General features: G+C 57.0%; 26 protein-coding genes. 18 read left to right on the top strand and 8 right to left on the bottom strand.

All coding sequences use genetic code 11. From position 1 onward, the window contains the following. The first annotated feature begins 126 nt into the window (after window positions 1–126). From NML54_RS00650 to NML54_RS00720, 15 genes are all read left to right on the top strand, one after another. Entirely contained in the window at window positions 127–1,350 is a 1,224-nt protein-coding gene (locus NML54_RS00650; protein ID WP_254755355.1) for a dehydrogenase, read from the top strand. Window positions 1,351–1,377: 27 nt separating this feature from the next. After that, complete coding sequence (locus NML54_RS00655; RefSeq protein WP_060824470.1) at window positions 1,378–2,463, top strand: 4-hydroxy-3-methylbut-2-enyl diphosphate reductase; 1,086 nt, start codon at window positions 1,378–1,380, stop codon at window positions 2,461–2,463. A gap of 186 nt (window positions 2,464–2,649) precedes the next feature. Continuing rightward, a complete protein-coding gene (locus NML54_RS00660; protein WP_371925777.1) occupies window positions 2,650–3,642 on the top strand; it encodes a low temperature requirement protein A in 993 nt (330 codons plus the stop codon). 563 nt (window positions 3,643–4,205) lie between these two features. After that, a complete protein-coding gene (locus tag NML54_RS00665) occupies window positions 4,206–5,159 on the top strand; it encodes an ABC transporter ATP-binding protein (protein WP_254755357.1) in 954 nt (317 codons plus the stop codon). 71 nt (window positions 5,160–5,230) lie between these two features. Next, on the top strand, window positions 5,231–5,992 hold the full coding sequence (locus tag NML54_RS00670) for an ABC transporter permease (RefSeq protein WP_254755358.1): 762 nt from the start codon (window positions 5,231–5,233) through the stop codon (window positions 5,990–5,992). A gap of 144 nt (window positions 5,993–6,136) precedes the next feature. Next, entirely contained in the window at window positions 6,137–7,420 is a 1,284-nt protein-coding gene (locus NML54_RS00675; protein WP_254755359.1) for a sensor histidine kinase, read from the top strand. Between the two features lie 139 nt (window positions 7,421–7,559). Next, window positions 7,560–8,192 carry a response regulator transcription factor gene (locus NML54_RS00680; protein ID WP_254755360.1) on the top strand — a complete coding sequence of 211 codons (633 nt, stop codon included), beginning with the start codon at window positions 7,560–7,562 and terminating at the stop codon, window positions 8,190–8,192. A gap of 296 nt (window positions 8,193–8,488) precedes the next feature. Continuing rightward, window positions 8,489–9,574, top strand: a complete 1,086-nt coding sequence (gene ychF, locus NML54_RS00685; RefSeq protein ID WP_254755361.1) for a redox-regulated ATPase YchF — start codon at window positions 8,489–8,491, stop codon at window positions 9,572–9,574. A 477-nt stretch (window positions 9,575–10,051) separates the two neighbouring features. Further along, entirely contained in the window at window positions 10,052–10,531 is a 480-nt protein-coding gene (locus NML54_RS00690) for an Asp23/Gls24 family envelope stress response protein (RefSeq protein ID WP_254755362.1), read from the top strand. Between the two features lie 212 nt (window positions 10,532–10,743). Then, window positions 10,744–11,160: an Asp23/Gls24 family envelope stress response protein gene (locus NML54_RS00695; protein WP_254755363.1), complete on the top strand. Its 417-nt coding sequence runs from the start codon at window positions 10,744–10,746 to the stop codon at window positions 11,158–11,160. Next, a complete protein-coding gene (locus tag NML54_RS00700) occupies window positions 11,157–11,705 on the top strand; it encodes a DUF6286 domain-containing protein (RefSeq protein ID WP_254755364.1) in 549 nt (182 codons plus the stop codon). Before NML54_RS00695 ends, NML54_RS00700 begins: the two co-directional genes overlap by 4 nt. Before the next feature lie 187 nt (window positions 11,706–11,892). Then, entirely contained in the window at window positions 11,893–12,372 is a 480-nt protein-coding gene (locus NML54_RS00705; RefSeq protein WP_254755365.1) for a hypothetical protein, read from the top strand. Beyond that, entirely contained in the window at window positions 12,362–13,018 is a 657-nt protein-coding gene (locus tag NML54_RS00710) for an RNA polymerase sigma factor (RefSeq protein ID WP_254755366.1), read from the top strand. Before NML54_RS00705 ends, NML54_RS00710 begins: the two co-directional genes overlap by 11 nt. Then, on the top strand, window positions 13,009–13,563 hold the full coding sequence (locus NML54_RS00715) for an Asp23/Gls24 family envelope stress response protein (protein ID WP_371925772.1): 555 nt from the start codon (window positions 13,009–13,011) through the stop codon (window positions 13,561–13,563). The genes NML54_RS00710 and NML54_RS00715 overlap by 10 nt, the downstream gene beginning before the upstream one ends. Then, entirely contained in the window at window positions 13,553–13,909 is a 357-nt protein-coding gene (locus NML54_RS00720; RefSeq protein WP_254755368.1) for a transcriptional regulator, read from the top strand. Before NML54_RS00715 ends, NML54_RS00720 begins: the two co-directional genes overlap by 11 nt. 119 nt (window positions 13,910–14,028) lie before the next feature. Here the strand turns inward: NML54_RS00720 and NML54_RS00725 are convergent, their stop codons facing one another. Beyond that, on the bottom strand, window positions 14,029–14,241 hold the full coding sequence (locus NML54_RS00725; protein ID WP_005505155.1) for a TOBE domain-containing protein: 213 nt from the start codon (window positions 14,239–14,241) through the stop codon (window positions 14,029–14,031). 357 nt (window positions 14,242–14,598) lie between these two features. On the opposite strand from NML54_RS00725, the gene NML54_RS00730 reads away from it, so the two are divergent. Beyond that, window positions 14,599–14,967 carry a zinc ribbon domain-containing protein YjdM gene (locus NML54_RS00730; RefSeq protein ID WP_254755369.1) on the top strand — a complete coding sequence of 123 codons (369 nt, stop codon included), beginning with the start codon at window positions 14,599–14,601 and terminating at the stop codon, window positions 14,965–14,967. Window positions 14,968–15,103: 136 nt separating this feature from the next. On the opposite strand, the gene NML54_RS00735 is transcribed toward NML54_RS00730, so the two are convergent. The 4 genes from NML54_RS00735 to NML54_RS00750 form a co-directional block, all read right to left on the bottom strand. Further along, window positions 15,104–15,361 carry a GlsB/YeaQ/YmgE family stress response membrane protein gene (locus tag NML54_RS00735; RefSeq protein ID WP_044150247.1) on the bottom strand — a complete coding sequence of 86 codons (258 nt, stop codon included), beginning with the start codon at window positions 15,359–15,361 and terminating at the stop codon, window positions 15,104–15,106. 198 nt (window positions 15,362–15,559) lie between these two features. Next, entirely contained in the window at window positions 15,560–15,952 is a 393-nt protein-coding gene (locus NML54_RS00740) for a DoxX family protein (protein ID WP_254755370.1), read from the bottom strand. A 455-nt stretch (window positions 15,953–16,407) separates the two neighbouring features. After that, window positions 16,408–17,169: an LppP/LprE family lipoprotein gene (locus NML54_RS00745; RefSeq protein WP_254755371.1), complete on the bottom strand. Its 762-nt coding sequence runs from the start codon at window positions 17,167–17,169 to the stop codon at window positions 16,408–16,410. Window positions 17,170–17,359: 190 nt separating this feature from the next. Then, window positions 17,360–17,644 (bottom strand): hypothetical protein, encoded by a 285-nt coding sequence (locus tag NML54_RS00750; protein WP_254755372.1) that lies wholly within the window; start codon window positions 17,642–17,644, stop codon window positions 17,360–17,362. Window positions 17,645–17,760: 116 nt separating this feature from the next. On the opposite strand from NML54_RS00750, the gene tpx reads away from it, so the two are divergent. Beyond that, window positions 17,761–18,261: a thiol peroxidase gene (gene tpx / locus NML54_RS00755; protein ID WP_254755373.1), complete on the top strand. Its 501-nt coding sequence runs from the start codon at window positions 17,761–17,763 to the stop codon at window positions 18,259–18,261. A 214-nt stretch (window positions 18,262–18,475) separates the two neighbouring features. Here the strand turns inward: tpx and NML54_RS00760 are convergent, their stop codons facing one another. From NML54_RS00760 to NML54_RS00770, 3 genes are all read right to left on the bottom strand, one after another. Then, window positions 18,476–19,435 carry an AzlC family ABC transporter permease gene (locus NML54_RS00760; protein ID WP_254755374.1) on the bottom strand — a complete coding sequence of 320 codons (960 nt, stop codon included), beginning with the start codon at window positions 19,433–19,435 and terminating at the stop codon, window positions 18,476–18,478. Window positions 19,436–19,444: 9 nt separating this feature from the next. After that, window positions 19,445–19,780, bottom strand: a complete 336-nt coding sequence (locus tag NML54_RS00765; protein ID WP_254755375.1) for a branched-chain amino acid transporter permease — start codon at window positions 19,778–19,780, stop codon at window positions 19,445–19,447. Window positions 19,781–20,307: 527 nt separating this feature from the next. Continuing rightward, entirely contained in the window at window positions 20,308–21,099 is a 792-nt protein-coding gene (locus NML54_RS00770; RefSeq protein ID WP_254755376.1) for an AzlC family ABC transporter permease, read from the bottom strand. Between the two features lie 223 nt (window positions 21,100–21,322). On the opposite strand from NML54_RS00770, the gene NML54_RS00775 reads away from it, so the two are divergent. Next, window positions 21,323–21,850: an OsmC family protein gene (locus NML54_RS00775; protein WP_254755377.1), complete on the top strand. Its 528-nt coding sequence runs from the start codon at window positions 21,323–21,325 to the stop codon at window positions 21,848–21,850. The last annotated feature ends 305 nt before the right edge of the window (window positions 21,851–22,155 follow it).

Raw genomic sequence — 22,155 nt, forward strand, 5'->3', positions numbered from 1 at the left:
TGCGCCTGCGCACAGGTCAGCCTGGCGACTCGGGTAGCTTGCACGGAGTGCAGACAGAACTTAGCTTCTGGCGCATTCTGCGGGTCCGAATCGGCTTTGAACACCGTGAGCGGGTACCCTAGGCTCATGCGCTCACCCGATCAGCCAGCACATCAGAACAATGCCCTCAACGCCGCCGCGGCTTCGTCTGCGGCGGGTACGGGCGCGCAAAACTACCCGGCGGATGCGACCCGAGTCGTCGGCACCCGGATCACCCGCACGGATGGCTACTACACGGACGGCCACTACACGGCGGATGAAGACACCACCCTGCTGCAGCCCACCCGCACGCTCGGCCACGGGACAGCCCCCACCAAAGCTGAATTGCAGGCTGCCCCGGAGCCTCCCTTCGCGGCAGGTTTGCGCAGGTTCCTGACCGTTGTGCTGTGCGCCCTGGCCCTGGTGACCGGTCTGGGCGCAACCGCGGGTGCCTGGGTGAACTCTAAGCTCATGTCAGAGCGTGGTTTCTCGCAGATTTCCTCCAACCTGGCGGAGGACTCGCAGCTTGCCTCGCGCATTGCGGACGGCGCGGTGGAAGACCTCATGAACTCCGAGGCTATGACAACCTTCCTCGACGGCACCAAAGCAAGCGGCTTATACTCCATTCTTGTAAAGCCGACGCAGGACGGCATACGTTCTATGCTCAACCGTTCCGCGGCTGAGCTGTCAAAAACTGAAGAATATCGAAGCCTCTGGAAGGAAGTCGCCGAGGAAACTCGCCGCTACAACCTTGAACACCAGGACGGCCCCGCCGTCATTGTGCTCACCCCCTTCTACCGTGCGCTGGATGCGAAGGTCGGCTCTATCGGCTCCTTCGACCCGGACCTGACGAAGCTCGGCCCTGAAACCCTCAACATTGACCGGGTGAAGGACGGCAACAACCCGCAGGACCAGCAGGAATGGTACCTGCACGCCGGCATTAACCGTGCCGCCGCGCTGGGCAAGTCCACCGTGCCGCTGACCATCATCTCGGTGCTGAGCCTGCTGCTGGCTACGCTGCTGGCACCCAGGCACCGCATCCTGGTGCCCGTGGTTACGGCTCTGCTCTACGCCCTGCTGGGATGGGGCGCCGCAGCCTGGTTAGGCGGCCAGAGCCCCGAATCCCTAGGAATTACCAGCCACAGCACCGCCGGAACGGCGCTGATTACCGGGATATGGAACCAGCTCGCACCGTCACTGACCGGGCATCTGGAAGCGGCGGCAAGCTACGGGCTGGTCCTGGCAATTCTCGCCCTGCTGCTCGGTATCCTGATTCGCCTCACCGCCCTGGGCCGTAGCCCTGCGAGCGGTGCCACAGTCATCACACACTAAAAGTCCGAACAACGTAGGATAGTAACCATGTCCACTGAAACTATTGCCCTGGGCCTGCCGCCCGTACCCCGCGAGCGCCGCAGCCGTGCCGAGGTTGAAGCCGCCGCACCCGTCACCGGTGAGAAGAAAGTCCTGCTCGCCACCCCGCGCGGTTACTGCGCAGGCGTTGACCGTGCCGTGATCGCTGTTGAGAAGGCGCTGGAGCACTACGGCGCGCCCGTCTACGTGCGTAAGCAGATTGTTCACAACCGCCACGTGGTGGAGACCCTGGAGAAGCAGGGCGCTATCTTCGTTGATGAAGTGGACGAAGTACCCGAAGGCTCCGTGACCGTGTTCTCGGCGCACGGCGTGTCCCCGGCAGTGGTTTCCGCAGCTGGCGATCGCTCCCTGAACACCATTGATGCGACCTGCCCGCTGGTGAACAAGGTACACCGCGAGGCTGTGCGCTTCGCCAAGCAGGACTATGACATCCTGCTCATCGGTCACACCGGCCACGAAGAGGTCGAGGGTACCGCAGGTGAGGCGCCCGAGCACATCCAGATCGTGAACTCGCCCGACGAGGTGGATCAGGTGACCGTCCGCAACCCGGAGAAGGTCGTCTGGATTTCTCAGACCACCCTGTCCGTGGACGAAACCCTGGAAACCGTGGCGCGTCTGCGTGAGCGTTTCCCCTCCCTGCAGGATCCGCCCTCGGACGACATCTGCTACGCAACCTCCAACCGCCAGGGCGCCATCAAGGAGATTGCTCCGCGCGCTGACCTGGTCATCGTGGTTGGTTCGGCAAACTCCTCGAACTCCGTGCGCCTGAAGGAAGTGGCACTCGAATACGGCGCTAAGCGTGCCGAGCGTGTGGACTTCGCACACCAGGTGGACGAGTCCTGGTTTGAGGGCGTGGCAACCGTGGGCCTGACCTCCGGCGCGTCCGTGCCCGAGGTTCTGGTTCAGGAGGTACTGGCCCTGCTCGCCGAGTACGGCTACAACACCATCGAAGAGGTGGAGACCGCGAAGGAAGACATTCTCTTCTCCCTGCCGAAGGAACTGCGTTCCGCCCTGAAGAACGATGAGAACGTGGGCCGCCAGCTCGGTGGCCGCGGCGCTAAGCCCACTCGCTAATACTTTTTAGCTTATGACCCCGTGTCCTCTTCCCCCGTGTGGGGAGAAGACACGGGGTCTTTGTATCTGATATGTGGGGAAGCACTGTTTGGGACGGCGGTACGCGCCGGTCTACTTGGTGCGGTGCAGCAGACCGGTGGCCTGCTTAAGGACCTGACGATTCGCGCCACATGAAGTTATTTAAGAATCTCCGTCTCTTTCAATGCCTGGATGATTCAAACCATTTATACCAATCGCTATGGAACAAACTCGTTATTTAACATGGTAATCATGTTTACCAACATGGGACTTATGCTCTTTATATCCAATATGATTGGATACAATTGGCAACAATGGTTCTATTATACCTGTTGGGCTGTTGGTACATTAACCCTTACCTTATTTTTTCAATATTTGGTTGAGTTTTTTAGAGAATCAACCGATAATACTGATCGGGAAAGCATCAAAGGTTTTCTATGGTTAACAGGTCTACAAAGTTTAGGGGTCTATCTGGCAGCTCTTTTCCCTATTTACGTTGGAGTCTATATCTTTATTGCTAGTATTCTGCTAATATTTATTGTGCCAATTTTCTTGATGACTAAAGATGAGCATTTCCAGGTAAATCTTCCCCATTTAATCGAGCGCGTCTCCCTTCTTGTCATCATTACGTTTGGAGAGATGGTTATTGGGCTAGCTAACTTCTTTACAGTTGAGAATTTCTCTATATATTCGGTTCTTAATTTCGTTATCATGCTTTCTCTGTTCTTGTTTTATTTTGGTGAATTTGACCATGCTATTGACGAAGGATCCAATCAAAAGGGAATATTTATAATTTATAGTCACTATCCTATTTTCATTGGGCTTATGTTGATGACAGTTTCGATGGGTTATCTCCTGAATCCCGAGGCTAATCTTCTCGTTGCAATCAGCCTCTTTTATATCGGAATTGGCCTCTTCCAAGCTGCTGTCCTAGCAAATGGGCCCTATAACAAAAACTATCTTCGCTATCCGAGAAGTTACTACTGTGTCCAAGCGACACTCTATCTGGCTGCCTTGATTCTCTCTTTGGTTTTCGCTTCGAATCCTACAATAGTGCTGAGTATTGCAACCATCTTCGCTCTAGCTATAGCCATTCATTTTATTTATTTTTATGTGACACAGAATAAAAAATATTCCAAATCTAACTGGGGGTTCTTTTAATTAATTTATAAAAACAAAAAAGCCTTGGCTTCCAAGGCTTTTTTGTTTTTATAAACTAAATTTGTCCATCATTTGTTTATCAACTTCCTTTCCAGACATATCTAATCTCCTGCTGATGCGCCGCGCAACCCGCCGCTAAATGCTTCTTCCCGCCGCAGTCTCAAGAGTTCCGTAGTATCAGGGGCTCCCGAGGCTGCGGCGGAAGCCGTACCCGCTCACACCGCATCTGCTAACACTGCCGCGCCGCGTCCTGGAAACTGGTGCGAGTGGGTTCGTGGTGAAGGATACGGGTTCCCCGTGTGGGGAGAAGACACGGGGTTTTTGTATCTGATGTGCGGGATGCGCGGGCAGGGACGCTTGCGCAGCTTCGCGTTCACGCTACGCGGGGGAGTGCCCCCTCTGCGGCGCCCCAACAACGATTGGCACAGGCGCCTTGAGGACGGAGCCCCCGCTTCGCGTAACGGGCCGCGACGCTCGCATATCCTCAACTCATGACATTTGTCATGGGCAGGTCATGACACTCTGTACCGCAGCGGTGCGAAAACCGGCGGTGTAATAGAACCATGAACACCGCAGCACTTCAGAACAGCAAGCACAACACCGCAGAAACCGTTATTTCCGCCCGCTCCCTCCGCCAGGTTTTCACCACCCGTGCGGCAGGTACCGTGGTCGCCGTCGACTCGATTGACCTGACCGTCAAGCGCGGCGAAATCATTGCACTGCTCGGCCCCAACGGCGCGGGCAAGACCACCCTCATCGACATGATTCTTGGTCTGACCCAGCCCAGCGGAGGCGAGTTGAGCGTCTTCGGTCGCAACGCCTCCGAAGCGGCACGCGCCGGTCTACTCGGTGCGGTTCAGCAGACCGGTGGCCTGCTCAAGGACCTGACGATCCGCGCCACGGTCGAGATGATTGCCGCCCTGTACCCCAAGCCTATTGACGTGGATGAGGTACTCGCCGGCGCCGACCTGACCGAGATTGCTAAGCGTAAGGTCGGCAAGTGCTCGGGCGGTCAGCAGCAGCGTCTGCGTTACGCCCTGGCGACCATGCACTCGCCGGAACTGCTGATCCTGGACGAGCCGACCGCCGGCATGGACGTGAATGCGCGCCGCACCTTCTGGGAGCGCATGGAAGCCATAGCCGAGCGTGGAACGACCATTCTTTTTGCGACGCACTACCTGGAAGAAGCACAGAACTTCGCCCAGCGTATCGTGCTCATGGAATCCGGCTCTATCATCGCTGACGGCTCCTCCGACGAGATTCGCGCCCTGACCGGCCACCGCCACCTTTCCTTCCTCGCACCCGCACCCATCACCGACCTGGATGTGCCGGTCGAGGTGACCGAAGAGTCCGGCGGGTACCGCCACCGCATCTCCGTGCTGGAGATTGAGCAGGTACTGCGCACTCTGCTGAACAACTACAGCATCACCGACCTGGAGGTCACCAAGCCCTCCCTGGACGAGTCCTTCACCCTGCTGACCGAGCAGGCCGCCGCCTCCAAGGCATCCGACGCCTAAACATCAGACTGCCTAAACACCACGCAGCCTCAACACCGCACACTGCCGCTACACACCTCAAGGAAAACATCATGCTCCGCTACGCACTCTACGACATCCGCGCTTCTATCCTCTCGACCGACCGTTTCTTCTTCGGCGTGGCACTGCCGATTGTATTCTTCCTGCTCTTTGGCGCGATGCAGGACTACTCCTCCCAGCCGATGGGCGACGGCAACGTAGCAGCGTACGTCATGATTGGCATGGCGCTGTACGGTGCCGTGCAGAACACCGTGGCGATTAGCGGCAGCACCGTCACCGAACTGTCGAGCGGCTGGAACCGCCAGCTGGCGCTGACCCCGCTGACCACCGGCAAGTACCTGGGCGCGAAGGCACTGACCGCCCTGGTGATTTCTGCGCTGCCGGTGATTGCGGTGAACATTGTGGGCATGTTTACCGGTGTTGAGATCCCTGTGAACCAGCAGCTTGCCGCCGGCGTGCTGACGGTGCTGTGCGGTCTGGTGTTCGCCTTCTACGGCATCATGATGGGTCTGCTGATTCGTAACGAGAACGCCGTGTCCATTGCGAACGGTCTGCTGGTGATTATGAGCTTCTTCGGTACCGTGTTCTCCCCGCTGAGCACCGACCTGCTGAAGTACGCCCGCTTCACCCCGCTGTACGGTGCCGCTGAGATTGCCCGCTACCCCTTCGCCGCAGGTCAGACCATTATTCTGGGCGGTGGTGAGGACTGGTTCGTCACCGAGCCGCTCTGGTACGCCGTGGTGAGCCTGGCCGTGTGGGCGGCGATCTTCCTGGGTGTTTCTGCCCTGCTAATGCGCCGCGCAACCCGCCGCTAAACGCTTCTTCCCGCCGCAGCCTTGAACCCTAAGGCTGCGGCGGAAGCCGTACCCACTCACACCCCATCTGCTAACACTGCCGCGCCGGTGGTATCTGCACCCCTGGCACCTGCACCCGCAACACCCGCACGTTAGGCTAGAACCATGACCGAAACCCACACGCACCCGCACAACACTGACCAGGCCCGCGCCGTGACTGAACAGACTCACGCAGAGAACGAGGCGGCACCCTCCGCCGCGAAGCGCACCCTGGGTAAGCACCGCTTCCGCTTCCTCCACCGGGAACGCAGTGGCAACGTGAACTGGCTGGCGCTGGGCTTTAGCGCCCCGTGGCTGGTGTTTCTGCTCATGCCGCTGGACAGCTTCCTCACCACCCCGGAGCTGGCGCCGGTGCGCTGGACCGGTGTGGCGCTGGTGGTACTGTTCGCGGTGGTGAACTGCTCGGCGTACGCGGTGCCGTGGCTGGTGCCGGTCGCCTCCACGGTGCGTCGAAGCGTCATCTGGACGGTGCTGATGGCACTGCCTGTGGCTGGCCTGACGGCGCTGCAGCTGGAATCTGCGTATGTGGTGTTCTTGTCGTTCAGCATGTACTTTGTGGCGTTCTGGATTTTTGGCACAATCGCCCCGTACCCCCTGCGCTTCGGTGTAGCGGCGACGATTGCCCTGGTCTGCTGGCTAATCTTTATGGCGGGCATCGGTTTTGACGTCACCGCGCACGGCGGAATTGCCCTCTTTATCGGTGCGCCGATGGTGGGCATGCTGGGCTTCTCCTACCTGATTGAGCTCGGCGAACGTGCGGACGTAGCGCGTGCCTCCCTGGCGCTCTCTGAGGAACGCGAGGAAATCGCCCGCGACGTGCACGATGTGCTGGGCCACTCCCTGACCGTCATCACCCTCAAAGCGGAGCTGGCGCAGCGCCTGCTGGAGATTGACCCCGCCCGCGCCGGCGCCGAAATGGAGGCGATCGCGCAGCTGTCCCGCGCATCCCTGGCGGAGGTCCGCTCAACCGTGACGCGCCTACGTGTGCCCGACTTCTCGGGTGAGATTGAGGGTGCGGGACGTGCCCTGCAGACCGCCGGTATCCGCGCCGAACTGCCGGAGGCTCAGAACGCGCTCGCGGTTGCCGGTGTGAACGCGAAGCTGTTCTCCTGGGTTCTGCGTGAGGCGGCCACGAACATGGTGCGCCACTCGGGTGCGAACGCGGCGCGGGTGCGTCTGAGCGCAACCGGTCTGGACATCCTCGATAACGGCGTGGGCGTGGGCGATGCGCGCGGTAACGGTCTGACGGGTATGGCTCAGCGTGTGGCGGCGTCCGGCGGTAGCGTGGTGATTGAGGAGGCACCCGGGCAGTGGCTGGCTGAGAACCCTGGCGGTGGGGTGGGTACGCGCATCCGTGTGAGCATGGACGGCGACACCTCACTGCTGTAAATAGTTGCTGTAGATTGTGGAACTTGGCGCCGCGCCCTGGACGGGGGAGCTACCCGCCCCTGTATGGTGGTGGTAGACAACCCCACGCGGTTGTTCCGCCCGCCGTTATCACCCCGTCTTCGCCCCTTGGGAGGCTCCTATGATTCGTGTTCTGCTCGCTGATGATCAGCAGCTTATCCGTGAGGCTCTTGCCGCGCTGTTGGGCCTGGAGGTTGACCTGCAGATTGTGGGTCAGGTCGGTAGTGGTGATGAGGTGCTGGGTGCTGTCGCCCTGTTGAAGCCGGACGTGGTGCTGTTGGATGTGCAGATGCCCGGTACTTTGCTGGCTGATGGTATTGAAGCGGCTGCGGCGTTGCGTGATGCGGGTGCGTTGAGTGAGTCGGGTGAGCCGGTGCGTACGCTGATTGTGACGACGTTTGGCCGCCCGGGCTATGTGCGCCGTGCGTTGGAGGCTGGTGCGAGTGGTTTTGTGGTGAAGGATACGGGTGCTCGCCAGTTGGCGGAGGCGATTCGTCGTGTGCATGCGGGGTTGCGTGTGGTGGATCCGTCGTTGGCGGCGGATTCTTTGGTGACGGGTGCTTCTCCGTTGACGGAGCGTGAGGCGCAGGTGCTGTGTGAGGCGGCGTCGGGTGGTACGGCTCAGCAGATTGCGTCGGCGTTGTTTTTGTCGGCGGGTACGGTGCGTAATTATTTGTCGGCGGCGATGGCGAAGACGGGTGCGTCGACTCGTCAGGATGCGGTGCGTATCGCCACGGAGAACGGCTGGCTCTAACTCGCTGCTTCTCAATAATTCGGGCGGGGGAGCGATGGTGCTTCCTCGCCTCAGTTTTTCGCCTTCACTTTCTCCTAACTGGTGCCTATCCCTGTACTCGGGGTGGCTCCTGCGCGAACACGGTAGAATGGTAGTGTCTATGCCCGCAGGCGCCCCGCACCCGTTTCTTCTTGAGACTGGCGGTGTTGCGCTTGGAAGCGGGCACCATTTTCGCCCTGTGCCCGCCCGCACCCGCCGCATCACGTACGCGGCGCATCCTGAGTGTTTGGCGGGGTACATGATTCGAAGGAAAACTTGTGGCTCTAACTATCGGCATTGTTGGCCTGCCTAACGTGGGCAAGTCCACCCTGTTCAACGCTCTGACCGGCAATACTGTGCTGGCGGCTAACTACCCGTTCGCGACTATTGACCCGAACGTGGGTGTGGTGAACCTGCCGGATACGCGTCTGAACCGTCTGGCTGAGATTTTTGGTTCGGAGCGTATTCTGCCTGCAACTGTTTCGTTCGTTGATATTGCGGGTATTGTGAAGGGCGCTTCTGAGGGTGAGGGCCTGGGTAACAAGTTCCTCGCGAACATTCGTGAGGCGCACGCTATCGCCCAGGTGGTGCGTGCGTTTGACGACCCGGACGTCATCCACGTGGACGGCAAGGTCGACCCCGCCTCCGATATGGAGACCATTAATACTGAGCTGATTCTGGCTGACCTGCAGACTCTGGAGAACGCTATTCCGCGTCTGGAGAAGGCTGTGAAGATTAAGAAGGGTGACGCCGCTCAGCTGGAGACTTATAAGGCTGCGCAGAAGATCCTGGAGGATGGTGACACCATCATTTCTCGTGCGAAGGACGCGAAGCTGGAGCTGGCTCACCTGAAGGAGCTGAACCTGCTGACTGCTAAGCCGTTCATCTACGTGTTCAACGCGGATGAGGGCATTCTGGCGTCTGAGGAGAAGCAGCAGGAGCTGCGTGACATGGTGGCGCCGGCTGAGGCTGTATTCTTGGATGCGAAGCTGGAGGCTGATCTGGTGGAGCTGTCTGAGGAGGAGGCTCGCGAGATGCTGGAGATGAACGGTCAGGATGAGTCCGGACTGGACCAGCTGGCTCGCGTGGGCTTCTCGACTCTGGGTCTGCAGACTTACCTGACTGCTGGCCCGAAGGAGGCTCGCGCCTGGACTATTTATAAGGGTGATACTGCGCCGCAGGCTGCTGGCGTAATTCACTCTGATTTTGAGCGCGGCTTCATTAAGGCTGAGGTTGTGTCTTTCAAGGACCTGGATGAGGCTGGCTCCATGGCGGAGGCGAAGGCTCGCGGTAAGGTCCGTATGGAGGGCAAGGACTACATCATGCAGGACGGCGACGTGGTGGAGTTCCGCTTCAACGTCTAAGCGATAAAAACATAAAAGCGGAGCCCCGCGCTGTACACACAGTGCGGGGCTCCGCTTTATTGTTGTTGGATTCTTCTGAAGAATCTTACGGGGTATCTTCTTGTCTGAATCTATAGGATGACAGGATAGAAAGCTGTCTTCTGAAGTAATCGTTTGTGGTGTTGCGGCAATTCTTATCTAGCGGGATATGTATCGATAGTACGCTAATTATTTATACGTTTGTGATGGATTATTACACGCAAAAGAAGACCATTTTTTGAACCATGTGATGTACTGCATAAAATAAAGTTATGACGAAACCAAAGTTGGTAGCGTCTAACTATTAGCACGGCAAACATGACGGGCAGCAAAACCAGTCAGATCAGTCAATGAAGAAAGCTGATCGTGGATGCCACCGAGGGCACCTTGACTTCATTGCTTACTGCATCGTGCATAACCGTTATTAATCATCTCGGATTTTTACGAAAGAGGCTCCAAATGAGCAACAACGCTATCCCCCAGACCGCAAAGCAGCGCGAGCACAACGAGAACAAGGCTGAAGAGACCAAGGAACCCCGCGGCCCCCTCCAGACCGAGCACGGTGTTACCACCATTGATGAGAGCGTCGTCGCAAAGATTGCTGGCATGGCAGCTCGTGAAATCCCCGGCGTCTACGACATGGGTAACGCTGTCCGCCGTGCGTTCAGCGCAGTGACCGACCGTATCCCCAACGCTCAGACCAACGTTGCTGGCGGTATTAGCGTTCAGAAGGGTGAGACCCAGGCAGCTATCGAGGTTACCGTAGTGGTCGAGTACGGTGTCTCCATCGTTGAGGTTTCCGACGCAATTCGTCGCAACGTTATCGAGCAGATTGAGGGCACCACCGGTCTTGAGGTTGTTGAGGTCAACATCAACGTTACCGACGTTCACCTGCCCGAGGACGACTCTAACAAGTCCGAGGACACCGACCTCAAGTAACCCGTATCCAACGCCTTAATCTAAGGAGTTCTTATGAAGACAACGCACCTGGCCCTCCTGGTGGGCCTGTTCCTTGGGGCTGTTCTTGCCTTCGGTTCTTTCGGAACGTTCGTTCTGGTAGCCCTGTGTGGCTTTGCCGGATGGGCCGTAGGCCTCTGCCTGGAGGGCCGGGTCGATGTCCGAAGCCTCCTGGACAGGCGAAAGAAGTGACGATGGTGACCGCGAACCAGCGTGCAAACACGCAGCTAAGTGCTTCCCAGGAAGAACGTTCTTCCTGGGAGCACCGCGGTACCACAACCATCCCCGCCCGAGTTGTTGCAAAGATTGCAGCTGAGGCTGCAAATGAAAGCGCCAACGTTGGCTCAAATGCTGGAGGCGTACTGGGAATTGGTACCCGCCACAACTTCGACTCGCGCCCTGAAGCCCAGTGTGAACTCTACGGTCAGGTAGCAGTCCTGCACCTGGATATCGGACTGGTCTTCCCCGCACCTTTGTCCCCCATCATCGAAAATCTGCGCGCACACGTGCGTAACCGCGTTGAGCGCCTCACGGGGCTTAGCGTGGGCAAGATTAACATTGAGATATCCTGGCTCAATCCGAGCAGCCACGTTAGGAAGAGCCTTAAATGAGTACACCTGTTCCGAAACTAATTCGTCGTCCCTCGCGAAGCATCCCTAGCATCCTGTTGGCTCTGGTGTTGCTCGCACTGGGGGGACTGGTGGTTTGGCTTGCGGTTCACCGAATGGTGAACGGCGCCTGGCCCGAGCCTATGGTGGGTACCCTCACCGCTATTGGTTCTACCACTCTTGGCTCCGTCACGGCTATTATCTTCGCCAGCATCCTGGCGGTGTGTGGTCTGGCTATGATTATTGGTGCTGTGTGGCCTGGACTTCCGGATCGTGTGGAAATTTTCCCCGACGATATTCCCGGTCAGACTGTCGCAAAGCGCCGAGACTTGGCTAACCTCATTCAGACCCAGGTTGAGCAGATTGACGGAGTCCACTCCGCTATCGTTACCACTAACGGCTCCCGCATAGACGTTGTTGTCCATAGCGTCTTGGACGACCTCGGCCCCGTCCGTGAAGCTGCACGGAAGAAGACTGACGAAGTTCTAAAGATGCTCGCACCTGTGGGTATTGCACGTAGTCGCGTGCGGATTAAGCATATTAGCTAAAGGAGATATGAATATGCGTTCAGTTTCTGGCGTTTTGAACAGAACTGTCCTGGCCACCTTTGGGCTTCTCCTTGTAGTAGTGTCCTTTTGGCTTTTAGCCTCGGCTTTCAATGCTGGTCAGGCTTGGCCGGAAATTGCGCCTTACCTGGCCTCTGCACAGGACCCGGTAGCTAGCTTTATCGGACCCATGGTTCACACGCCGTGGTTCCTGCCTGTAGTAGCACTGGTATCAGTACTTATTGTCGTTTCCGGCTTGTTCATGCTGGTTGCGCAGGTTCCCCGTAAAGCTGCTGCCTCCCCTTTGAGGTTTAGCGGTTCTGAGGGTGTGCTGATGGCTACTTTGGCACCTGAGGTTCTAGCGCAGGCGCTGTCTGAGCGTGCTCAGGAAGTCCCTGGCGTGGAAAAGTGCGCTGTCTGGGTTACTGGCTCCCCGAAGAGCCTGTGGGTTCAGGCAGAGGCTACCGTCTCTCAGGGGTGTGAGGTTGAGTGGGCTATTGCTGAACTCAAGAATCGACTTAATAATGATGTGGCAGTATCTTTCGGCGCGAGCCCCAAGCAGATTGACGTTCTAGTACGGCTGGAGCGTTCTTCGAAGTCGCGTAATGTCTCCGAATCTGTAACTGGCCATCATGCACCCGAAATCACGGGAGAGAGTATTGGCGCATAACCCTCAGAGTGAGGTGGCGCTGGAACCTCAATCCCATCAGTACCCCACCGCGCAGTGGAGCGCCTTGTCTGAAGCAACGCAGAACGAGGACCGATACCTTGTTCTGCGTGCTCAGGACGGAGATATTGACGCCTTTGAGAAGCTTGTTGAGCGTTATCAAGGGCGTCTCTTCCGCTCTGCATATATGATTGTTCGGAACCGTCAGGACAGTGAGGATATTGTTCAGGATACCCTCGTCCAGGCTTGGCGTAGCCTTCACCTAGTTCGAGAACCGGCAGCTTTTCGTGGCTGGATTATGCAGATTTGCACTAATAAAGCTACTAGTATGGTGCGTAAGCGTCAGCGTCGTGCCACGGATCCTTATGATGCCGAAGGGCTCGAAGGTGTGAGCGCTGCGGCTGAGATGACGTCGAGCAGTACCGCTGACCCGGCTGATTCCAGTGAAGTTAATGCGCAGATTCAGGCCCTTGCCGATCTTTTGGCATCCGTGGAACCTGAACTGCGTATAGTATGGATTCTTCGAGAAATCGATGAGATGTCATACGAAGAGATTGCCAAGACACTGAACCTGACAGTTTCGACCGTCCGTGGGAGGCTGGCACGAGCCCGTTCTCTCGTCATACGCCTGATGAAGGAGTGGGCTTGAGTAACACCAAAAACCTCTCAAATAAGGTCCGACACTCAGCAGCGTCGGTGAGGTCAATCGTACAATCCCATGAGCGTGATGATGCAGACACCCGCGAGTACCTACGTTTTATTGCTTCCCTGCACGAAGAATGGGACCGCCTGGAATCTGAGGGGAATGACTCGGTTCTGCCCCGTCGCCCTCTAATGGAAGCTATTCTTGCTGAAACCCGACACGGTAAGCAAGTGGAGATGCCAGCAACGGATTTAGGCCCCTACAGCATGTCTGAGTTTTCGTTGAGGGCTCTTATTCGCCGCACTGTGGACTCAGTACCCGGTGCACGTTCCTTGCGTTCTTCTTTCGAACACGCACCTTCAAACGGAGAGCATCGTGGTCTGGGGGTTTCGGAGGTTGTATCCTGCCGAATCTCGGCTCACGGTGCCGTTGAAAGCCTACCGCAACTGGCCCAGCAAGTCCGCGATGCCGTCCGCGAAGCCTGTGATAAGAACCTGGGATTCTCCCCGACAGTCAATGTACATATCGAGGATATTCATCATGACGACTAACTTCTCTGCCTCCGAGCTACTTCGGCTGGTCACTGCCATTCCCGGAGTACGAGGAATCGAACCTGGGCTGGGTAGCACCCTGAAAGTAATCGGTAGCCGCATGCCGCAGGCCCGATTTGGCCTAATCGTTGAATCAGGCTCGCGTCAAGCTACTATTGAGGTCGGCATTGACGAATCCAGGCCGGTTAAAGATATCGTACGAGATATCCAAGAGACTGTCATTCGTTCGCTGTCTCAAGCGCAGCAACACGATGAAGAACATTCAAACTCTCAAACCTTAGACTCAACCAGTAGCGATGACGACAATACCCCGCAGGTTAGGGTGAGGGTCCAGTCCCTCCTGTAGGGGTTCTACCTCAGAAAGCAACGGAGCCCCGCACTGTACACACAGTGCGGGGCTCCGCGCTAATAACCCTCGCGCGCCGAATAATACAGTCGCCCGGGTTTAAATCTTATTGACCGGGATTAGTGGTCAGCACCAACCATCACGTTGGACGCCTTGATAACTGCGTAAGCAGTCTCGCCAACCTTCAGACCCAGCTCCTTGATGGACTCGTTGGTGATGGAAGCAGAGATAACAACCTCGGGAGCGATCTCAATCTTAACGATGCCGTTAGTTGCACCCTCGGTAATCTCAACAACCTTGCCAGCGAACTGGTTACGTGCAGAAAGCTTCATGAAGCCGTGCCTTTCGTTCATAAAAACCTATAAATGCTCTATGTACTTTACACGCCCTATCTTCTGCACGATGAGCAAAAACCCGAAATTGCGCAAATATTACGCAAATTTTATGTTCTTGGCTTCCCTGGTCCCCTCCCCAGCCTCCTCATCGGTTCCAGCTGAGCCGCAAATGACATACAGAAAAGTAGGCTTGAGACCCACCAAATGGTATAGTCAGCACGAACGCGAGAACCCTCGCACCCTCCGCCGTCGCACCCCCTGCCTGGCTGACGCGCGCCCACACGCCGCAGCCACACACAGCAGGGGAGCGGCGCATCCGCACCGACAGAATCCACACAGACAGAAGAAGGAACCATGAGCGAAAACCTCAACGAAATCGAAGCACCCGCCTGCCCCGAATGCAACGAAAACTACACCTACGAAATGGGTGAACTCTGGGCATGCCCCATGTGCGGCCACGAATGGGAACGCACCGCAGCAGGCGAAACCGGAGAAGAAGCAGGCTCCAAGGTTCTCGACTCCGTCGGTAACGAGCTCGTCGACGGCGACTCTGTCACCATCGTCAAGGGCCTGAAGGTCAAGGGCGGCGCAGACATCAAGGCAGGCACCAAGGTGCGCGGCATCCGCCTGCTCGAATCCCCCGTCAACGGCCACGACATTGAGGCGAAGGTCCCCGGCGCAGGCCAGATGTACCTGAAGTCCTCCGTCGTCAAGAAGGCATAAGCGAAGGCGTTATAAAAAACGCCTCCTGTGAGGCGCAGAAAAGGCGGCACCTCCCGCACTAGCTCACGCTAGGGGAGGTGCCGCCTTATGCTTTATAAAAATTGCGTAGGTTTTAAAAGAAATTGTAAATATCTCTTTACTTTTTACCGGTCAATCCCATGTACAGGGAAATGGTCAGCATTGCAGCAATAATTGAGATAATCCAGCGAATCCAGTCAATGCCGCTAGTGTCTGCAACACCCAGCTGGGTTGCTGCCCAGGTACCGATAGCTGCGCCGACAGCACCGCAGATAATGGTCCAAAGAATCGAAATGTTCTGGCGTCCTCGCATAAAGAAGCGTGCAAGTGCGCCAATAATTGCGCCGGTAATAATGGTGCCAATAAAAGTACCCATTTAATCTCCTTGGGTTTATATATCTGCCACTGTGGCAGATAGTGTGCTGTTTTCAATTATACATAAATATGATGTAAGAAGAGCTTATAAGAGTTTTTATTAAGCTAAAAGCACCTTAGTGTTTTATCTCTAAAACACTAAGGTGCTTTTCTCATCAATGAGATGAGTGTCGAATGTATCGAATGGTGAATGTACCGACTACTTGGACTTGCGCCAAATCTTCAGAGCGCTACAAATCAGCGGCAGCTGCAGGGGCAGGCGACCGTACGCAATAGCCTTACGCTGAGTGGACTGGTTACGTGCATCCAGAGCCATTTGAATGTTCGCGGGGAACACCGCAACAAACAGCAAAGCAGCAAGCAGGCCACCGGCACGGCGGGTCTTATGATTAGCCAGCAGGGCAGCGGTGCCCAGCTCAGCTACACCCGAACCGTGAGTGTACGCGTGGGAAGGACCCGGCAGGTACTTCGGCACAATCGAGTCAAAGGGATCGGGGATGATGAAGTGCAGCGCACCCATCACAGCGAGGGCGCGAGCCATACGAGTAGCCGAGCGCTCAGCGCTGTACTCTTTCTTCTTAAAAATACTCATGCTCCCATTATGCGCCAGTCAGAGGCATATTCCCTGCCTCAACGATGCGCTGAACCGCTGCGTGTTTGACTATCTAAAATGCGGACTCAGCACCCCAAATAGAAAAACGTTGTTCAACAGCAGGTAAGATAGGGGACAACGGCACCACGTACGGATGACGCCCCGCCTGCCCTCACCTTCAGGTGAGTCGCCAGACGGAGTAAAACACCGGGTGCCTACCGGAACAATCAAAGGAGTTATACCGTGAAGAAGATTCTGTGCATCGCTATCCTTGCAGGCGCCGCATACTTCGGTTACAAGAAGTTCGTTGCCTAAATAGCTAGCCCTCGGGCACTCTACATATCCTTAAGCAACGGAAAACCCGCCGTCTCACATATGTACCATATGCGAGACGGCGGGTGTCTCGTATGCCCAACCTCCTGGGCTTCAAACACGTAGCCTATAAGGTGAATCGGTTATTCGCTCGGCGGAACCTCACCGGTCATCACTACCTTGTTCTGCGAAGAGCTCCAGCTGAACTCAGCAGTCGTACGACCGCTCGCACTGGCGGAGCTCTCGTCGCCCTTCACGTAGCGGTAGATCACGCTAATCGAGCTGTCCGAGGTACGGGTAATCACCGGGGAGAATGAGTACGGCTCATAGGTTGCGGTACCAATGAACTTGCCGCGGTGGAACAGCAGAATGTGGTGCGCCATCGAGGAGATGCAGCAATCAGACGGGGAAGAGCCCGGAATCGCGTCAATCCACGACAGCTCAGCACAGGGGTCGTAACCCTCGTACGTGCGCGAAACGTTCGTCCACTGATCCCACTTGCTCTTATTCTTCAGCTCGCGTAGAGCCTTAGACACCACGGTCGATGCAGAATCAGATGCGCAGGTGGAATCCTTCTTCGACTCAGACTTAGAGGTCTTCGACTCGGATGCGGTCGGCTCAGCATGAACCGTAATCGTTACCACCGACGGCACCGGAGCAGGCGACGAAGCACCCGGGGTAGCGCTCGCGGATGCCCTCGGGCTCGCCGACGGGGTCGGGAACAGTACCTGAGTGGAGGTCGCGCTAGCGGAGGCAGAAGCGCTGCTAGAAGAAGACACCACGGTACCCGAAACAGCAGAATCGGTGCTTGCCGAGCAGGAAGTGACAACAAGAGCTAGAGCGGCGCCCAATGCGGGTAGAGCCAAAGCGGTACGGTCGGTGAAACGGCGGCGATTAGAAGACATGGATACTCCTGAAGATACGCGGCAGCGCGCATCAGTGCTGGTCAAGAAGTGAATAGTGAACTCGTCCAGTATAGGGAAAAAGAGGCGGGCACGTGGTGCGCGCGGTCAGTGCCGTTCGTTACCAGTGTCGTTCGTTACCGTGGCATGCGTGAGTAGCTGCCCAGCGGCAACCCCCTCAACAAAAAACCGGCTAACAGACCTTATCGTCCGTCAGATTATGCACTAGCCAGGCGCGCCTCGCGGTCGCAATACGCGCCGTAATCCGCGGAAAAACCGACAGGCTAATCGCGCCCTGAGCCCACAAAATCAGCGAAAACAGCAGCGACCGGAACGCAACATCGTACGGATCCACGCCGGGGTTGAGAAGGCGGGCGAGCGCATCCGACAGGAAAATCGACGGGAACATCAGCGACATCAACACCGTACCCAGCACCCAGCCCGGACCGAAACAGAGCAGAACCCAGCGGGCACTCATCCGCAGGTTCTTGCGGTACGCCCAGCGGCACCGCAGAAAATCAGCTATGCGGAAACTCCACCCACTAGAGCCTGTGTCCCCTTGCACACCCGCCGTATCCAAGGGACAATGAAAGCATGGCTGAAGTAACTCTACATAACGAACTCGTAATCCACACCAACGGCGACCTGCCCGCAGTCGGCGCAAAGCTGCCCGAATTCTCGGTTCTCGCGGCTGATCTCTCCGAGATTTCCTCCGCAGATTTCGCAGGTAAGAACCTGGTGCTGAACATCTTCCCCTCCGTCGACACCGGTGTCTGCGCAAACAGCGTCCGCACCTTCAACAAGCAGGCTGCAGGCCTGGAGAACACCGTCGTGCTGTGCGTCTCCAACGACCTGCCCTTCGCAATCGGCCGCTTCTGCGCAGCCGAGGGCATTGAGAACGTCGTGACCTCCTCCGCTTTCCGCTCCTCCTTCGGCGAGGACTTCGGCGTGAAGCTCGTGGACGGCCCCCTGGCTGGTCTGCTGGCACGCTCCGTGGTTGTCGTGAACCCCGCCGGTGAGGTTGTCTACACCGAGCTGGTTTCCGAAACCACCAACGAGCCCAACTACGAAGCAGCCCTGGCCGCTATCAAGTAAGCTTAGTACGGGATCTGGACGTAATCAGTTCCCGAACACTACTTCCGTTGGGTTATCCCCGCGGTACACAGCACAGCAGATGCTTGAGCGTATACAGCGCATGATCTAGGGTTCACCCACACATGCGGCTGGCGACAGCATAACGCCCCGCCCACCCGGTATTTCGGGTGGGCGGGGCGCTTTACTATATCCAGACTTAGTGCGCGATTCAGACTTAGTGTGCAGAGGCTCCGGGATTGCCGGGAGCTTCGGAGGCTTCGGCGGGCTCCTCGTCCGCGACCAGCATATGCTCCGGCAGGGTGCCGCGGCGCTTAGCCACCACAAAACGCGACACCAGTAGCAGAATGTACACCACCATCGAAATCAGTAGCATTGACTGCGGCGCCACCAGCAAACCAACCGCCGCAGACACTGTCGCCATCACGCCAATCACATGATCCTTCGACGCCTGGTAAGCATCAATAGCGAGCACCGCAAAAAGTGCCGTCATCACAAAATCCACGCCCTTGAGCTCACTCAAGAAACTTGCACCCAACACGTAGCCGAGCGTAGCGCTTGCCAGAACGCTCAGGTGCAGACCCGCGTGAATCCACAGGATGCGGGAACCACGCAGCTTATGACGGTTCGGTCCGGTGTTCAGCGCGTACGCCTCATCGATGAGGGTGTACACGGTGTAGAACTTCGCCAAGCCGCCACGCACCCGCTCAATCGGGTAGGACAGGCCGTACATGAGGTGGCGGGAATTAATGAGCAGAGTCATCACCGCGATAGAGAACAGCGACGCATGACTCGACATCATATCGATCAGCACGAATTCCACCGAACCGGCAAAAACCAGGACCGGCAACAGGGGAGCCACCCAGAACGGCAGACCGTAACTGTGTACCAGCACGCCCAGACCAATGCCGACAAAGAACAGGCCCAGCATGATTACACCGGCAACGCGCATCGCCTCCGCGAATCCACTCTCACCGGGCTGTGCGGCAGCATTATCGTGCGCACCAACAACGGGGATGCTGGTGGTATCCAAACCGACCGAAGCAATAACCTGCTCAATCTGTTCGGGGCTCGCCTGCTGAAGCACCGCCTGGCTCGCCTGCTGCGGTGCAGGCTGATTAGCAGAAACAGCGGGGGAAACAGTAGCGGAAGAAACAGAGTTCTTAGAGATGCTCATCGTGACCCCCTAGAAAACCCAGTTAGCCAACACAACACAGGTGACGGTACCCGCCACCATGCTCAGCACCATATTCTTGCGCCACAGGTGCGCACCCACGGTTACCACCAGACCCGCCAGGTACGGTGCCGCCGTTTCAACGGAAGAATAATCAATCTTTGCCACCGCATAGACGGCAAGCAACGCAACCGCGCCGAGCGGAATCCAGTGGCTGAGCGCGTCCAAAAGTTCGGAGCCAGCCAGAGCCTTCTTCAAACCGAAGGGAAGCAAACGAAGCAGGAACGTAATACCTGCGGCCACAAGAATTGCGGCAAGAATATAGCCGGTGGTCACTTCACTGTTCATGAAGATTTTCTCTTTCTGCACATACTCAGCGAAAGACCCCGAAAGAGTGCCCCGAAAAGAGCGGAAGGGCCCTGAAAGAGGCACGCGGGTGAAGCCGTGAAAGCATCCGCGAAAAGGGTAGGGAGAGCCCAACCGAAGAAGGGGTTGGGTGCTAAGTAGTGCGGTAGGTACGTGAGTTGATGAAAGCCGCGAAACATGGAGGCGGAGGGCCGTTCCTCCTACACGAGTTTCTGCGCAGGTAGTTCTGTGCAGATAGTTCTGCGCGGGTAGTTGCGCGCGGCAGTAGTTCTCGTGCGTGACCTCGGGTGATGCCGCTCCCGGTGCGGTGTTACTCCGGGGCGGCACAGCGTTCTGCGTCGCTAGTTTCCTTAGCGGTGTCTTTCATCTGAGTCATGGCGTACCTTCACCTCTGGGAGCCTCCGTGCAGGTTCGCGCGGGAGGCATCTAGTAATCCTAGAAATAGAAAGAGGGGAGAGCGAAGCTCCACTCATCTATCCTAACCGGTTTCGACCACGTATGTAACGTTCTTATCGCTGTGTGGAAGCGGGAGCCTCAGCGGTAGCGGCGGTTTCAGTCTCAGCCGCTACCTCATGCACAGCACGATGCGGCAGAGTACCGCGGCGCTTCGCCACAGGGAAACGCGCCAGCAGCACCGCCACATACGAACCCAACGCCACCATCAGGAACGAGGACGGTGCAAAAATCAGCGCAACCGCCGCTGAAACCGCCACAAAGAGCGCCGTCACACGATCCGGGTTGGCGCGGTAGCCGTCCATCGCAAGAACCGTGAAGATAGCCACCATCACGAAGTCCACGCCCTTCAGATCACTGAGGAAGCTCGCGCCCAGCACATACCCGAGGACTACGCTCAGAACCCACGAAACGTAAATCAGCACGTTCACCCACAGAATGCGCGCCCCCGAACGCTCATTACGATCGGGACCGGAGTTGAGCGCGAACGCCTCATCGCAAAGAGTGTGAATCGCCAGAGCCTTAGCCCAGAAACCCTTCACATTGTGCAACGGGTAGGAAAGACCGTACACCAGATGGCGTGCATTCACCAGGAACACCGTCAACGCAATTGACGCTAGGGGCGCCCCACCACTGACCATGCCCACCATCAAAAACTCCACCGAACCGGCAAAAACTAGGGCAGATAGCAGTGGCGCAGTCCAGATCGGCAGGCCGTGCGCGTTGAGGATAATACCCAGACCCAAACCTAGCACAGCGATACCGAGCATCACCACGGAAGAATCCGCAACAGCCAAGCGGAAATCATTCTGCGTGCTCGTACGCTCAGTGCCGGGGGTCTGTGCCATAAAAGAGTTCCTTGTGTATGTTGTGCTCTTCAAAAAATCTACTGTGTGCGTGAGGGACTTCGAAGCTCCACCGTGGTTTTCCAGTGTATAGGAGCGGTCGGTTGACCGACGAGAAAAAGAGTCCGGGAATAAAATAATGAGAAACACGCTTATAGTGAATGACTCTAAACAACGCGGCGCTGAATAACCTAGCGACCGAGCAGGCAACCCGAAAGGAACCTCAATGGCTGAACAGAACAACGCTGAGCAGAACAACGCTGAGCAGAACAATACCGTGCAGACTGCAGAAGAGCAGAAGAAGGTGCACAAGCGCCAGCAGGAACGCCGCCAACTCGACAACTACCGCCAGACCAAGATCGAGCGCATCGATCGCCTGCGCTACCGCGCCTACGGTGCCAACGGTGCAACCCTCGACTTCGGTGTGGGCGAGGGCCTGCTGACCCCCGTTGAGCTGCTGCTCGCCGCGATTGCTGGCTGCTCCTCCGTGGACGTGGACGCGGGCACCTCCCGCCGCTCTACCCCCGAGGTGTTCGAGGTGCTCGCCTCGGCGCTGAAGCAGACCGAAGACGGCGCGGTGCGCCTCGACGACGTTGAGGTGGACTTTGATGTGCGATTCCCCGAGGATGAGCAGGGCACCAAGGCGCAGAAGATGGTGGACCGTCTGATTCAGCTCAGCGAGCAGAAGGACTGCACCGTTTCTCGTACCGTGGAGCACACCACGAACGTTTCGTTCCACAACCTGGCTGACTAAAGCCGAGTGAGCTAAATGAATCGGGTGAATTAGCCTGATATAGATCCCTCCTGTACCGCTCATACATGAGCGGTACGGGAGGGTTTTTCTGTGTTCTTGTGGTTTGGGGTGGAAAAGAGCCTGAAAAGCGAGTAGGATTGACCCTCAGATTAGGAAAACTTATGGTACGTAAGAAATTCTTATGATTGAAGAATTTCTTGACCCAGGCACAAACCTTCGGCGGCACCACCCGCAGCAAGACTAGACTGGACACCAGACTAGACCGCTAGCAAACGCACGAAGCAATAGCATCAGAAAGAAGACCT

The sequence above is a fragment of the Rothia gullae genome (assembly GCF_024294905.1).
Lineage (GTDB): Bacteria > Actinomycetota > Actinomycetes > Actinomycetales > Micrococcaceae > Rothia.